Origin of the sequence: Caproiciproducens galactitolivorans, from assembly GCF_026672255.1 — a bacterium.
Classification (GTDB): Bacteria; Bacillota; Clostridia; order Oscillospirales; family Acutalibacteraceae; genus Caproiciproducens; species Caproiciproducens galactitolivorans_A.
Map to the genome: position 1 here is coordinate 50,893 of NZ_JAPOHA010000008.1, position 13,204 is coordinate 64,096.

At 45.7% G+C, this 13,204-nt stretch carries 15 protein-coding genes and 1 tRNA gene; 9 read left to right on the plus strand and 7 right to left on the minus strand.

Going from position 1 to position 13,204, the window contains the following annotated elements; genetic code table 11:
* The first annotated feature begins 7 nt into the window (after nucleotides 1-7).
* Both OUY18_RS08945 and OUY18_RS08950 read left to right on the plus strand, forming a co-directional pair.
* The gene (locus OUY18_RS08945) at nucleotides 8-205 is read left to right on the plus strand and encodes a hypothetical protein (protein ID WP_268058434.1); all 198 of its coding nucleotides are present in this window, start codon (nucleotides 8-10) and stop codon (nucleotides 203-205) included.
* Nucleotides 206-254: 49 nt separating this feature from the next.
* The gene (locus OUY18_RS08950; protein WP_268058435.1) at nucleotides 255-818 is read left to right on the plus strand and encodes a hypothetical protein; all 564 of its coding nucleotides are present in this window, start codon (nucleotides 255-257) and stop codon (nucleotides 816-818) included.
* Between the two features lie 538 nt (nucleotides 819-1,356).
* Here OUY18_RS08950 and OUY18_RS13885 read toward each other — a convergent pair.
* The 6 genes from OUY18_RS13885 to OUY18_RS08975 are packed head-to-tail and all read right to left on the minus strand — an operon-like array spanning nucleotide 1,357 to nucleotide 6,737.
* Nucleotides 1,357-1,830, minus strand: coding sequence for a nucleoside-triphosphatase (locus tag OUY18_RS13885; protein ID WP_419196134.1), 474 nt, complete (start codon nucleotides 1,828-1,830; stop codon nucleotides 1,357-1,359).
* The gene (locus tag OUY18_RS08955; RefSeq protein WP_268058436.1) at nucleotides 1,766-2,404 is read right to left on the minus strand and encodes a nucleotidyltransferase family protein; all 639 of its coding nucleotides are present in this window, start codon (nucleotides 2,402-2,404) and stop codon (nucleotides 1,766-1,768) included. Before OUY18_RS08955 ends, OUY18_RS13885 begins: the two co-directional genes overlap by 65 nt.
* Complete coding sequence (locus OUY18_RS08960; RefSeq protein ID WP_268058558.1) at nucleotides 2,392-3,036, minus strand: hypothetical protein; 645 nt, start codon at nucleotides 3,034-3,036, stop codon at nucleotides 2,392-2,394. The genes OUY18_RS08955 and OUY18_RS08960 overlap by 13 nt, the downstream gene beginning before the upstream one ends.
* Nucleotides 3,037-3,096: 60 nt before the next feature.
* Nucleotides 3,097-3,570: a (2Fe-2S)-binding protein gene (locus OUY18_RS08965; protein ID WP_268058437.1), complete on the minus strand. Its 474-nt coding sequence runs from the start codon at nucleotides 3,568-3,570 to the stop codon at nucleotides 3,097-3,099.
* Between the two features lie 3 nt (nucleotides 3,571-3,573).
* A complete protein-coding gene (locus tag OUY18_RS08970; RefSeq protein ID WP_268058438.1) occupies nucleotides 3,574-4,407 on the minus strand; it encodes an FAD binding domain-containing protein in 834 nt (277 codons plus the stop codon).
* Nucleotides 4,404-6,737 (minus strand): xanthine dehydrogenase family protein molybdopterin-binding subunit, encoded by a 2,334-nt coding sequence (locus OUY18_RS08975; protein ID WP_268058439.1) that lies wholly within the window; start codon nucleotides 6,735-6,737, stop codon nucleotides 4,404-4,406. The genes OUY18_RS08970 and OUY18_RS08975 overlap by 4 nt, the downstream gene beginning before the upstream one ends.
* 121 nt (nucleotides 6,738-6,858) lie before the next feature.
* On the opposite strand from OUY18_RS08975, the gene OUY18_RS08980 reads away from it, so the two are divergent.
* Both OUY18_RS08980 and OUY18_RS08985 read left to right on the plus strand, forming a co-directional pair.
* Nucleotides 6,859-7,776: a YIEGIA domain-containing protein gene (locus OUY18_RS08980; RefSeq protein ID WP_268058440.1), complete on the plus strand. Its 918-nt coding sequence runs from the start codon at nucleotides 6,859-6,861 to the stop codon at nucleotides 7,774-7,776.
* Nucleotides 7,769-7,963, plus strand: coding sequence for a capping complex subunit for YIEGIA (locus OUY18_RS08985; protein WP_268058441.1), 195 nt, complete (start codon nucleotides 7,769-7,771; stop codon nucleotides 7,961-7,963). The genes OUY18_RS08980 and OUY18_RS08985 overlap by 8 nt, the downstream gene beginning before the upstream one ends.
* Before the next feature lie 149 nt (nucleotides 7,964-8,112).
* Here OUY18_RS08985 and OUY18_RS08990 read toward each other — a convergent pair.
* Nucleotides 8,113-8,188 (minus strand) — tRNA-Val (locus OUY18_RS08990).
* A 138-nt stretch (nucleotides 8,189-8,326) separates the two neighbouring features.
* Between OUY18_RS08990 and OUY18_RS08995 the strand changes: the two genes are divergently transcribed.
* The 5 genes from OUY18_RS08995 (at nucleotide 8,327) to OUY18_RS09015 (ending at nucleotide 13,126) form a co-directional block, all read left to right on the plus strand.
* Complete coding sequence (locus OUY18_RS08995; RefSeq protein ID WP_268058442.1) at nucleotides 8,327-9,196, plus strand: patatin-like phospholipase family protein; 870 nt, start codon at nucleotides 8,327-8,329, stop codon at nucleotides 9,194-9,196.
* Between the two features lie 147 nt (nucleotides 9,197-9,343).
* Nucleotides 9,344-10,222 (plus strand): metal ABC transporter substrate-binding protein, encoded by an 879-nt coding sequence (locus OUY18_RS09000; RefSeq protein WP_268058443.1) that lies wholly within the window; start codon nucleotides 9,344-9,346, stop codon nucleotides 10,220-10,222.
* A 9-nt stretch (nucleotides 10,223-10,231) separates the two neighbouring features.
* Nucleotides 10,232-10,975 (plus strand): metal ABC transporter ATP-binding protein, encoded by a 744-nt coding sequence (locus OUY18_RS09005; protein ID WP_268058444.1) that lies wholly within the window; start codon nucleotides 10,232-10,234, stop codon nucleotides 10,973-10,975.
* Nucleotides 10,972-11,817 carry a metal ABC transporter permease gene (locus tag OUY18_RS09010; RefSeq protein WP_268058445.1) on the plus strand — a complete coding sequence of 282 codons (846 nt, stop codon included), beginning with the start codon at nucleotides 10,972-10,974 and terminating at the stop codon, nucleotides 11,815-11,817. The genes OUY18_RS09005 and OUY18_RS09010 overlap by 4 nt, the downstream gene beginning before the upstream one ends.
* Nucleotides 11,818-11,902: 85 nt before the next feature.
* A complete protein-coding gene (locus OUY18_RS09015) occupies nucleotides 11,903-13,126 on the plus strand; it encodes a DUF1015 domain-containing protein (protein ID WP_268058446.1) in 1,224 nt (407 codons plus the stop codon).
* The last annotated feature ends 78 nt before the right edge of the window (nucleotides 13,127-13,204 follow it).

Sequence of the window (13,204 nt, forward strand, 5' to 3'; positions counted from 1 at the left end):
CTTATAGATGATGAAAATTGCAAAATGGTTTACGCCTTTTTTTTCAACACTTTTATTGATTTTGATATGGAAATTGTTAAATCAAGATTATCCCATGTCAATGAAATCAATAAATAGTAAGACACTACTTCCAAAAGGCATACAGAGCCATGCATTAAATAGGGTTTTGCCACAAGCAAAAAACTCTATTGATTATTTCAGTTGATTTGTATCTTGGCAGCGTATATAATTAATATAACCGGGGAGGAATTAATATGGAAAACAAGGAATTATTACAGGCTATTGGTAATATTTTAGATTCAAGGTTAGAACCTATTGATCAGAGACTGGCCGGGCTGGAGAAAAGCGTAGCAGGGCTGAAACAGGATGTATCTGGTTTAAAGGATGGCCAGGCGACTTTGCAGCAGGATGTCTCCGGGCTGAAGCAGGATGTTTCTGGGTTAAAACAGGATGTTGCAGGGCTGAAAGACGGGCAAGCAGCCTTGCAGAGAGATGTCTCTGGGTTAAAACAGGATGTTGTCGGCTTAAAGGATGGTCAAGCAGCCTTGCAGAAAGACGTTGCCGGATTAAAAGACGGTCAGGCAGCTTTGCAGAGAGATGTTTCCGGCTTACAGGAAGAAACCCATTCAATCCGCATGACGCTTGAAAATGTTACCAACCGAAATATTCAGGTTGTGATGGAAGGACATTCCAGTGTAGTGGATAAAATGAAGGAACTGAGCAATACCGTCGATGATATCAATGCAAAAGTTGATATTCTGGAGATGGTTTCCCAAATGAACGTTAAGGAAATCAACAAGCTGAAAATCGCAAAATAGCATAAGATAATACATAAGCAGCATGGGAGGTTTCTCATGCTGCTTACTTTTTTCTGGCCGTAGCTATTCTGTTGCTCCAGCACATTTGTACCTACAGGTGGTGCGAGCCGAACCGCGGAACTGACTAAAATAGAAGATCTGCATCATCAGTACCGCCAGTTTCATCTGTTGCTAGCGGAACAAATACGACAGATCAAAACAAAAAACCGTTTATTCTAGCAAGCCTACAGTAAAAAGTAATTCATCAGTACCGAAGAAAGCCAAAGGTTCTACGACAAAGGAACCAAATGCAGGCAATAATGATCCTATGTTTGATGACAGAGAATCATATTCACCCTAACGGACAAATGACAACTGCCAGTGATATGTAGTAGAAATAATGGATTAATTATACTTGAAGCATAGCTAAGAGCATAGTCGTAAGGATTGTGCTCTTTTTTGCTTATCTGACTCAAACAAGGCGCTTCGACCATGACTTTTGTTCAGTAGCTTATCCTCCCGTTGTGTTATAAACATAATGCGAAGGTCATTGAATTTTCTAAAGAGCTATTATATGATCGGGAGTGATTTGAAATAGGTTTACCACATCATTGTAGCAGGATGAGCGTACAACAAGAAACAAATCCCTTTTTAAGTCAAGCATAGACAGGATAACGGGATAAAATCCTTTCTTCATGATTTCAACAGGGCCGATTTCATCAATATAAACCGGATTTATATTTTTTTTCATTATCTCGTCCGCGATTTCATATGCAAATGTTAATCCGGTCTCTGTAAAATGATAGTTTTTATAACGAAAAGAAACCGATTGCCTTTTGTATTCGAACCCGTCTGTAAAAGAGAATATTTTCTGTTCAGCGGTCGATAGGCGCATAATGTTTTGACCGGCCGGCTTCCCGGAAATAAAAAATTTCGGCAGGGCGAATCCGTCTCCCCGCCGATTCTTTTTATATATTTCGATGAATGCTGTTGTTTTCCCGCAGTTGATATCGCCTGTTATCATTGTGATCATTCTTTCTAACCCTTAAAAATGCCTCCAGCTTCATAAAATCAGACGGGTTATCGATATCCATAAGAATTCCGGCGTCATTCACCGGTACGGTTTTGACAGGATGCCTTTTTATAAATTGTTCTAACGAATAAAATTGACCCTTTAACAGCTCATTTCGGGAGCGTTTGCTCAACAAAACGGGATGACCGGTTTTCCCCTTATAAGCTGGAAGACAGATATCGTCATTAAAAGCAGCCAAATACCGAAACGTTATTGCACGGATGGCCGGGTAATCGCCCGGTGTTATAAAGTATCGCTTTGCATTTCCATACTCTAAACCGGCAAGAACGGAAGTAAACATTCCTTTCGGATAATTTTGGTTAAAAACCAGTTTCACCTTTTGATATTTTTTCTCTAAATACCACAGCTTCTCATATTGAAAACCGGTTACGATCAATATTTTATTGCAGGTGTCATACATGTTTTGAATTAAATGTTCAATGACCGGAAGGTTTAACAGAACCCGCGTCATTTTAAATTCGCCCATTCGGGAAGAATATCCGGCGGCTAAAATAATTCCAATTATATTGTCCATTGTACCAATAAAGCAACCACCGGCAGCAGATAGGATATGACTGAAAGCAAAACGGAAAGTTGCATGGATGGTCTGACTGTTTGTCGCGCGGTTCCCTTTCTATTTAATACCCAGATGCAAAATTCGGAAATAATAACTAACATAATCCCATTCACCAGGCCGTGCAGGCCATAGTTCAGATAAGTGAATACGTTGGTAACCGCGGGTATGGCAGTAAAAAACAATGGTACAATGGAAATGTAAATCATATAAAACAACTGGTATACAAGGCTGGAAGCAAACGGAATGAGAAAGCGGGATTTATCGGTAGTGCGGGGACGGATCACTTTGATAAGCAGGAAAACCGCAGCCCCTTCCAGCAAAATCGATACCGCGGGATTAATGACTTTATCAATTCGAATCGGGAGCAATAAATCAATTGATTTGATGGATGACGCCATTGCCGCAGTCCATAGAACGGCAGTAGCTTTCCCGGTTTTCTGATATGTGAGAAACATAAACAAATACGCCAATGGAAACCAAAAAAGCCATCCGATATTGACCGGAAGGAGATGCAGAACATGTCCCAAAGTTGCTTCCTCAAGACCCCATAAGGAGCCCCAAAATAAAACGGTCTCAATTTGCTTTTTCATGATGCATTCACTTGCCTTTATTGCGAATTTATATAAGCTATGAATCCAAAGAAATAAATATTACTCTATTTTTCCGTCCAATACAGTACGAATGGCGGTTCCGATTTCTTCATAGCTTGTACACCTGCAAATATTGCTTTGCAGCCATTCATCAATTACAATGTCGGGCGGATCAGGATGAATACCTGCCAGCGCATGGCAGACCATCAGAAAGCCGGAGGTGCAGTAACCGCACTGAAATGCAAACTGCTCGATAAAGGCTTTTTGAATAGGAGCCGCCTTCAGGCCTTCCACCGTGGTAATTTTTTTCCCGACCGCTTCGGCCGTCAGCATCAGGCAGGATTTGACCGGCCAACCGTTAACCAGCACGGTGCATGTTCCGCAGTCGCCGTTATTACATCCGGGTTTGGCGCCGGTTAGACCAAGTTGATTCCGAAGCGTATCTAACAGAATATCGGAGGGACGGATCAACAGTTCATAATCCTCCTCATTTACATTGATTGTAATTAAACTTTTTCCTTTCAAACAAAACATCGTTCAAACATCCTTCATTGTTTCCAATACATTGATAATGGTGTTTTTTAATTCGAATTTTCGGTATTCAGAAGAGCCGTTAATGTCACTCAGGATTTTATCCGACAGAAAGTTTACCACTTCCATGGCACAAACCGTTTCATCATCGAATTCGTTCAGAATGTTTTCTACTTTTATGCTGCGAAACGGATAAGGCAGCAGCCCGCTGAATGCAATACGCAACCTGCCGCTGGTTTTGATTCCTGCAACGGTAATAAGCGGATAATCTATTTTTTCATTTCTTGTCTTTTTTATATGAAAATAGGGAGAACCGACCACTCCTTTTTCCGTACTCACCCGAACGACAAAGGATCCCTTTGGAAGGTTCAGTCTTTTATCAAAAATCCGGCTGATTGGGAAGTCACGGATTCCATCTTTTCCGGCAATTGTGATTCGGCTGTCGGCTACCAGCAGCGGAAGTACTGTTTCGCGATAAAGAATGGTAGACGCCAGATTTCCACCCAAGGTAATTTTGCACTGCATGGTGTGGTCTGCAATCCGACCTGCGGTTTTCTCTAAAAGAGGGAATTGTTTTGATTCACATATTTCTGACAATGTCAGTGCAGAACCCAACACAAGCTGATTGTCCCGGTCATATTCCAAAACCTTGCACTCCGGAATCGCTTTTATGTCGATTACCGAACCGAAATGCAGGTTTCCTAAACGGGCCATACTGATTAGCTCACTGCCGCCGCCATAATAAACCGGTTCTTTTCCGGCAGCTTCCAACTGACAGTATGCTTCGGTTGCTTCCTGTATTGTAGCCGGTTTATAGTAGTCGAATTCAAACGGTATCATAGGATACCTCCGGTTTTCATCCGCCAGATTGTTTCAGGAACCAGCGGAAGTTCATCAAACTCTGCCTGCGCTGCAAGAGAAAGGGCGTTGCCCAAAGCCGCAGGAATTCCGATAATTCCGTGTTCTGCAATACCGCGCGCATGATAGGGTGCGTCAATCTGAGGGGTTTCAATAAATGAGACAAGATACTCCGGTGTTTCACCGAAATGCATTACTTTATAGGTTCTCAGGCTGGTGTCCAGAACTCTTGCCTCTTCGTCATAGGAAAAAGATTCCCGGCTGCCCAGCCCAAGCCCCATACACATTCCGCCTTTTATCAATCCTTCGGCCATTTTGGGGTTTAATACTCTGCCTGCGTCAATTACGGTAGCAGCCTTAATAAATCGGTACGTATAATCTTTTTTGTTATATTCGATTTCTACCGCCTGAGCTCCCACAGTCCAGAAGGGGCCGGATTTTCCTTTACCGGTTTCCTGATCAAGAATATTAAGATCATTCATGATGAAACTGCCCTGACCGAGAATCGGCCCAAAAACAGCGTTGCCGTTGAGGAATTTATATCCATGCACAAGTTCTTTAAATGGCAAAAACAGCGAAGGATCATGGCGGACATAAACCTTTTCCTCCGCCACCTCAAGGTCTTCCCGGGGGCAATGCAATGCTACTGCGGCAATGCTTGTTAACTGGCGAATTACATCTTCAGCCGCACGCAGAACCGCCCGGCCCAGCATGTAGGTTGTCATGCTGGCAACGGTCTTCCAGTGCTCTGGACTGTATTTTGTATTCACGTCCATATTGACAGAAATGTGGTTGATATCCATCTTGAGCTTTTCCGATAAAATCTGTGCCGCGGTCGTTTTCATGCTTGGCCCGTATTCCACACATCCGCAGTTTAAATTTATGGTTCCATCGGGATTAAACGTTAAAAATACACCGGAAACCGCATCGGTAGGAGAATTGGACGTTTTCCACAGGCATGCCATGCCCTTCGCCCTGATGATGTTTTCCTCCACTTTCATTCGGGTTCCTTCCGACCAGTTTATTATTTCTTTTAATTTTAGTATGCATGAATTAAGATTGCCAAAATTGCTGGATGTTATTTTTACCTGCGTCGGGGAAGTGCAGCCTGGACAAAGTGCATTTTTGTACCTCAGTTCCGCGGGGTCCATATTCAGCTTCTGTGCAAGCTTGTCCATCATACGCTCAATGCAGAATGCGCTGGAGGCGTGCGAAAATCCCCGGTAGGAAGTCACATAAGGGTGGTTGGTGTACACACAGAATGCGTCGCAGTGCACATTATCGATTTTGTAAGGGCCTGTGCAGTCTACAATAATGGCTTTCGTCAAAGTTGGACCAATATCGGAGTAAGCTCCGGTGTCTACCAGATACTTCATTTGTACCGACTGCAGCATACCGTCTTTTGAAGCACCGAGTTTCAGTTTTGCTTCCAGCCCCATTCGGCACGGAGATGAAACGATATCGTTTTCCCGTGAATTCGTAAGGCGAACAGCCCTTCCGCCTACTGCTGCAGAGGCGATGTATGCGAGAATTTCAAGCTGTACAGGGGCTTTTCCGCCAAAGCCTCCCCCTACAAACGGAACTTCTACGATCACTTTACTCTGATCAAGGTGAAAAATTTTACTGATGATCTTTTTTATGCTAAAAGGAGATTGCGAAGCGGATTTAATATAAACGGTACCGCTTGCGTCAATTCTTGCCTGGGCGGAACGTGTTTCCATCGCGATGTGGTCGGACTGCGGCAAGTGAAATGCCGCTTCCACAATTACATCACATTGTTCAAAGGCCTTCTCGGCATCGCCTTTTCTGATTTTTTTTTGATCACATATATTCGTATCATAATTTGGGTAGATATCTTCTTTTACAATTTGATACATAATCATTTTTTCATGTACAAGGGGAGCATTTGTATCAACAGCCTGTAATGGGGAGTTGATTACCGGGAGAGGCTCATACAGAACATGTATCATCGCAGCGGCTTTTGCGGCTGTAAAGGCACTGTCAGCCACCACAAGAGCAACCGGTTCACCATAATACCGCACCTTATCCCTTGCAAGGGGAGGATGATCTTCAATCAGCTGCCCAAACAAAACCGGATAATCTTCCCCGGTCAAAACGGCTTTTACGCCGGGCAGGGATGATGCGGATGAAATATCAATGTTTTGTATTTTCGCGTGCGCATAAGTGCTGGTAACCATTTGAGCGGTCAGAATATGATTTGAGATAAAATCGTCCGTATATTTTGCCTGGCCGGTTACCTTTTCCCAGGCTTCTTTCCGAATTACTGTTTTTCCAACCCCAATCGAACCCAATGCTTCATCCCTCCAAATTACGATAGTCTTATCTTACCTAACAGCATGTAAATTATTCCATCTAGTAAGAAGATTAATTGCTATGGAAGCGTCAAACAATATCTTCACGGAGGTGGAGATATTGGAAGCATTAAAGATGTTAAACAGCCAGGATATTTATATTATTTCAACCGGGATCATTATGGGGACCATTGCGCGTATTGCTACACTGAAAGTGGATTTCAGGCAGGTACCTTCCTATCCTACCGCTTATTTTAATAATATCTTTCTTGGCTTTGTCGCCGCGACACTTGGTTCGGTAGCCATTCCGGCAATTTTAACCGGAGATTTTGTAGCAGTGACTTTTCTCACGGTTGCGGTGCAGCAGTTCCGTGATGTTCGGGTGGCTGAACGTGAAAGTCTGGGAAAACTTGAGCATACGGAATATACCCAAAGAGGGGAAGCGTATATTGATGGAATTGCAAAAACGTTTGAATCCAGAAATTATATCGCGCTGATAACATCGCTCGTAACCGTATTTGTTATAGAGATGCTGCGGAAAAATAATATGATCATTGCCATCCTTTGCGGAGTAGCTGCGGGCGCTGCGGCCATGATTCTTATCTATCGTTTTACGAAAGGGAAAACGGTTGGTGAGATTTGTGATGTGAGCCCGGGTCAAATTGAAGTCAGAGGATCGGAATTATTTGTAGACGGCATGTATGTTACAAATTATCTGGGGACGGACCGAAGCAGAGAGCTGTTTTTAAAGGAAGGGATTGCAATGGTTTTAACCCCAAAGGATCATAAAAGTAATATTACCTTGGAAAACTATGGTCAGCGCCAAGCTATATTGTTTGAAGCAGTGTGTATAGTAGGGGTAAAGAGATATAAGTTTATAAGGAGAAATTTTGAAACCGGAAAGATCATTATATCTTTTATACCGATTGACAATGATTTAGAAAAGGCAATTAAGGCTGTCAAACATACGCCGATTTTGGAAAACAGCAGAAAAATCGGCCGTATTATGAAAAGTAGCGGAGGTTCTCAAGATGAGTAAATCAATTGACATATTGGCTTATATTACAGCGGATAACAAACGAGTTTTAAGCGGGGATCCGCTTACTTTACTCATACAGGATATAGAGGAGCAAAAAAAAATAACGGTTGAGCTGGCCCGCGCACTTAGGGGCAATGTGGTTCAATTATGCAACGGAGATTATATTGTGATCAGCCAGGATAGATGATAAACATAAAGCCTGCTCACCTAAGATGAGCAGGCTTTAAAAAAGCGCCCCGGTCGTCTACATAAATGTATGCGGCCGGGGTGTTATTATAAAATTATATTGTATGAAAAAAGGGTAAAAGCTTTTCACTCTTACCCTGCATCATTCTATGGTGGACGTTATAGAACTCGAATCTATGACCTTTCGCACGTCAAGCGAATGCTCTACCAGCTGAGCTAAACGTCCATTTTTTTCAGTGCTCGACCATTATACCGTATATTCGTTAAAAAAGCAAGCCTTAATTCAAAAAAAGTTTGCGGATTTTCTATTTATCCGCTTGTATTCAAAGTTTCCTTCGTCTATAATAATGATGATATGAGAATAATGAAATGTGAGGTGTTTGTCGTGCCGATCGGTCTGGTTTTAGAAGGCGGCGGTATGCGTGGGGCATATACAAGCGGAGTGCTGGAGGTTTTGCTGGAAGAGAATATTGAATTTCCAATCGTGTACGGGATCTCTGCCGGTGCATGCAATGCACTGAGTTATATATCGAAGCAAAAAAATCGAAACTACGATATTTTTTATAAGTATATCACAGACAAACGGTATATCAGCGTAGAAAATCTGAACCAGTACGGGTCCCTGTTTGGATTTGACTTCATTTTCGGCGAGCTTTTCCACAAGCTGCTTCCGTTTGATTATAAAACTTTTTTCGATTCCCCGGTTGAACTGAAAGTAGGCACGACGGATTTAAAAACCGGTCAGGCAGTCTATTTTGATAAGGCGAATCTTGACGAGGATTTTACTGCCGTAAAGGCGTCAAGCTCCCTCCCGTTTATCTCCAATATTGTTTCTTATCAGGGATATGAACTGCTGGACGGCGGCTGTGCCGCGCCGATTCCGATTGAACGCTCCATTTTTGACGGCAACGAGCGGAATGTCATTGTGCTGACGCGCGACAGCACCTATCGGAAAAGTTTGCGCCCGGAATTCCCCCGCGCGGTGCTTCGTGTAAAATACGGCGATTATCCGAATTTTGTAAACACCATGATGCGTCGGGCCGAAGTCTACAACAATGAACTGGAAGTTTGCCGCCGGCAGGAATCGGAGGGGAAAGCGGTGATCATTCGGCCCAGCAGACCAATCGAGGCCGGGCGGTATGAAAAAAATCCCGCAGTGCTCAAATCCATCTATGAAATGGGCATGAACGACTGTAAAAACAAACTGAAAGAATTACGGGCGTTTATGGGATAGTCCCATTAGCCGATACAAAAAAACAAGGGAGAAAAATGTCCTGATTTGGGGGCGGATGAAAATCCGCCCCTTTTTTTCTTGACATTCGAAAGGCGGCGGCTTATTATATTTTATATGCAAATCATTTGCATTTAAGGAGGCGCACAAATGAAAAGACTTACTGCCGTTCTTTTGGCGACGGTTATTTTATTTTGCACGGCAGGGTGCGCACACAGAACAGAGCAGCCGGCTCGGTTTCGGGTGGTAACCTCGTTTTATCCCCTGTATATTATGGCGCTTAATATTACCGACGGCGTTTCCGGCGTACAGGTTGACAATATGGCGGGACAGCAGACCGGATGCCTGCACGATTATCAGCTGCAATCGCAGGATATGAAAAATATAGAACAGGCCGATGTGTTTGTTATCAACGGCGCGGGGATGGAAAGTTTTATGAATAAGGTTACATCCCAGCTTCCCAAACTGCGCGTTATCAATTCCAGCGACGGGATACCGCTTTTAAAAGATCAGACCGGGGAGGCGAATCCGCATATCTGGGTTTCGATTACGAATGCCATCCGGCAGGTTACCAATATTGCGGAGGGCCTTGCCGAAGCCGACCCCGCAAACGCCGCGGCCTACCGGAAGAACGCGGAGGAATACGTTGCAAAACTAAGTATCCTGCGCAAAAAAATGCATGAGGAACTGAGCGGTATTTCGAACAGAGATATTATTACCTTTCATGAGGCGTTCCCGTATTTTGCCGAAGAGTTCGGCCTGAACATTGTGAAGGTTGTGAACCGCGAACCCGACAGCCAGCCGAGCGCGCGCGAACTTGCCCAGACGATTAAACTTGTCCGGGGAAGCGGGATTAAAACGATTTTTGCGGAACCGCAGTATCCGAAATCCGCGGCGAATATCATTGCAAAGGAAAGCGGCGCGGCGGTTTATTCGCTCGACCCGGCGGTAACGGGTGAAAACAGGAAAGACGCCTATCTCACCGCGATGGAAAATAATCTTACCGTTTTGAAACAGGCTTTAAAGTAGGGGGCACACATGGACACTTGCAAATGCAGTACGCAAATACGAAATCTTACGGTGAAAAAGCATGACGGAGTGATTCTGCATAACGTATCGCTCGATGTTCACCACGGGGAAATTCTGGCGCTGATCGGCCGGAACGGCGCGGGCAAAACAACGCTCTTAAAGGCGCTTCTGGGGCGCATCCCCTATACGGGCAGCGTTATCTTTTCAAACGCGCAGGGAGAAACCATTGCAAAACCGCGCATCGGCTATGTACCGCAGAATCTGGTGTTCGACCGCTCCACGCCGGTTACGGTGGGCGATATGCTTTGCGCGAATATGAGCGGCTTCCCTGTCTGGTTGGGGCATAAAAAGGAAGAGACGGAAAAGGCGGTGCGCCTTCTTGCCAAAGTCGGCGGAAGGCCTTCGCTGTTAAAAAAGCGGATCGGCACGCTGTCGGGCGGCGAACTTCAGCGCGTACTGCTCGTCTTCGCGCTGGAACCAAAGCCGGATCTGCTTCTTTTGGACGAACCGGTTTCCGCGGTGGACCGGAAGGGGATCGAAGCGTTTTACGATCTTGTCACCTCGATGCGCTCCGAGCATCAGATGCCGATCATACTGGTTTCCCACGACTTAAACCATGTGGAAAAATATGCGACCCGCGCGGCTTTGCTGGACGGTACCATTGTCGTGAGCGGCAGCGTGAACGAAGTGATGAGAACCCCGGAGGTCAGGGAAACCTTCGGCCTGAAACTGACCGGAGGGATGAAAAGATGAGTGCAATTTATTCCATAATTGATCTGCTTCTTCCGTTTGAATGGACGGAATTTGCCTATATGAAAAACGCACTGCTTGCAATTCTGCTCATTACGCCGCTGTTCGGCCTGGTGGGCGTGATGATTGTGAATAACAAAATGTCGTTTTTCTCTGACGCGCTGGGCCATTCGGCGTTAACCGGAATCGCGATCGGCGTTTTAATGGGGATTGACAACTATTTAATCTCCATGATGGGTTTCTCTCTGCTGTTTGCGCTGTGCATTTCGGCGGTTATGAACTCCGAGACCTCCTCCTCAGACACGATTATCGGTGTGTTTTCCTCGACCGGGCTGGCTCTGGGAATCGTGCTTCTGTCGGCGTCCGGGGGATTCGCGAAATATTCCGGCTACTTAATCGGGGATATTTTAACAGTTCAGCCCGAGGAAATCCGGATGCTTGCACTGATTCTGGTGGCCGTCGTTCTCCTTTGGGGCTTCTTTTTTAATAAACTCATGCTGGTCAGTATGAATACCGATCTTGCCGCAAGCAAGGGAATCCGCATCCGGATGGTGGAAAAATTCTTTGTTATTCTGGTTGCGGTGATCGTTACGGTTTCCATTAAGTGGGTCGGCGTGCTGATTATCAATTCCCTGCTGGTGCTTCCCGCGGCGGCGGCCCGTAATCTGGCGAAAAGCATGCGTTCCTACCATTTTATCGCCATCGGCATTTCCGTGTTCTCCGGCGTGAGCGGCCTGATTATTTCCTATTACGCCGGTACCGCGGCGGGCGGGACGATCGTTTTGGTTGCCGCCGTCATCTTCTTCCTTACGTATTTTTTGAATCAGGTGCGCGCAAAGGCCTGATACGGGTTGCATGCGGACAAGGATTTGTGGTACTATTTTAACCAAGTAAATCCTTAAACGGAATCAACAGAACAGGAGATTGAATATGAAGCACCCGTATTTTAAACCTGCGGATATCCTGCTGCCGAAAAACGTGCCGACCGAAAAATGGTGCGTGGTGGCCTGTGACCAGTATACTTCCCAGCCCGAATACTGGCAGGAGGTAAAAAAAGCGGCGGGGGATCCGTCCGCGTATCATCTGGTCTACCCGGAATGCTATCTTGAAACGACCGATGCCGGGGCGTATGCCGCCGGGATCAATGCCGCGATGGAACGCTATTTAAAGGAAGGCGTTTTTCGCGAGCTGAAGAACAGCTATCTTCTTGTTGAGCGCACCCTTGCGGACGGAAAAGTGCGCCGCGGGGTCATGATGGCTCTGGATCTGGAACAGTACCGCTATGAAGCGGGAAGCAAAACGCCGATCCGCGCAACCGAGGGAACGGTTCTGGAACGGATTCCGCCCCGCGTGAAAATCCGCCGCGGCGCCCCGCTGGAGCTTCCGCATATCATGATTTTGATTGACGACAAACAGCGCAGTGTGATTGAAAAGATCGACCCGCAGGATTTAACGCTGGAATATGAAGGAAAGCTGATGCAGCAAAGCGGAAGCATCCGTGGATTCAGCCTGAATCAGAAAGCGGCTCAGCGGCTGGAAAATGCGCTGGACAGCCTGCCGGTCCGGGATAATCTGCTTTTCGCCGTCGGGGATGGGAACCATTCTCTGGCGACCGCAAAGGCCTGCTACGAGGAACTGAAAAAGACGCTTTCCCCGGAAGAAGCTGCCGCTCATCCCGCGCGCTGGGCGCTCGTTGAGGTTGTGAACCTTTACGACGACTCCCTTCAGTTCGAACCGATTCACCGTGTTGTTTTCCAGACAAAGCCGGAGGAACTGCTGCGCGAGCTTTCGAATTATTATGAGGTATCCGAAACTCCCTGCGAGGGGCACCGTATTACCTGTATTGTCGGAAAAGAGAAAAGGGATATCTGGGTGAAAAATCCGCCGTCCAATCTGGAAGTGGGTACATTGCAGAAATTCCTCGACGCGCGTCTTGCCTCGGTGGGCGGAAAAGTCGATTACATACACGGAGAGGACGTTGTTGAAAAGCTCTGTGCCGAAAACGCGGACGCGGTTGGTTTTCTTCTCCCCAATATGGAAAAAAGCAGCCTGTTTGAAACCGTAGCCCTCGACGGCGCGCTTCCGCGCAAGACCTTCTCCATGGGTCATGCGTGCGACAAGCGGTTTTATATGGAGTGCAGGAAAATTAAATAGAGGCTGATTGCAGCCTAAAATTAGACAAACCGCCGGATGACTCCGACGGTTTATTTTATGATAAAGAAGAATTTTTTA

Bases quoted from the DNA above. Each gene is read 5' to 3' on its own strand.
- OUY18_RS08945 (WP_268058434.1), top strand. From the start codon at position 8: ATGATGAAAATTGCAAAATGGTTTACGCCTTTTTTTTCAACACTTTTA.
- OUY18_RS08950 (WP_268058435.1), top strand. From the start codon at position 255: ATGGAAAACAAGGAATTATTACAGGCTATTGGTAATATTTTAGATTCA.
- OUY18_RS13885 (WP_419196134.1), bottom strand. From the start codon at position 1,830: ATGATCACAATGATAACAGGCGATATCAACTGCGGGAAAACAACAGCA.
- OUY18_RS08955 (WP_268058436.1), bottom strand. From the start codon at position 2,404: ATGGACAATATAATTGGAATTATTTTAGCCGCCGGATATTCTTCCCGA.
- OUY18_RS08960 (WP_268058558.1), bottom strand. From the start codon at position 3,036: ATGAAAAAGCAAATTGAGACCGTTTTATTTTGGGGCTCCTTATGGGGT.
- OUY18_RS08965 (WP_268058437.1), bottom strand. From the start codon at position 3,570: ATGTTTTGTTTGAAAGGAAAAAGTTTAATTACAATCAATGTAAATGAG.
- OUY18_RS08970 (WP_268058438.1), bottom strand. From the start codon at position 4,407: ATGATACCGTTTGAATTCGACTACTATAAACCGGCTACAATACAGGAA.
- OUY18_RS08985 (WP_268058441.1), top strand. From the start codon at position 7,769: ATGAGTAAATCAATTGACATATTGGCTTATATTACAGCGGATAACAAA.
- OUY18_RS08995 (WP_268058442.1), top strand. From the start codon at position 8,327: ATGAAATGTGAGGTGTTTGTCGTGCCGATCGGTCTGGTTTTAGAAGGC.
- OUY18_RS09000 (WP_268058443.1), top strand. From the start codon at position 9,344: ATGAAAAGACTTACTGCCGTTCTTTTGGCGACGGTTATTTTATTTTGC.
- OUY18_RS09005 (WP_268058444.1), top strand. From the start codon at position 10,232: ATGGACACTTGCAAATGCAGTACGCAAATACGAAATCTTACGGTGAAA.
- OUY18_RS09010 (WP_268058445.1), top strand. From the start codon at position 10,972: ATGAGTGCAATTTATTCCATAATTGATCTGCTTCTTCCGTTTGAATGG.
- OUY18_RS09015 (WP_268058446.1), top strand. From the start codon at position 11,903: ATGAAGCACCCGTATTTTAAACCTGCGGATATCCTGCTGCCGAAAAAC.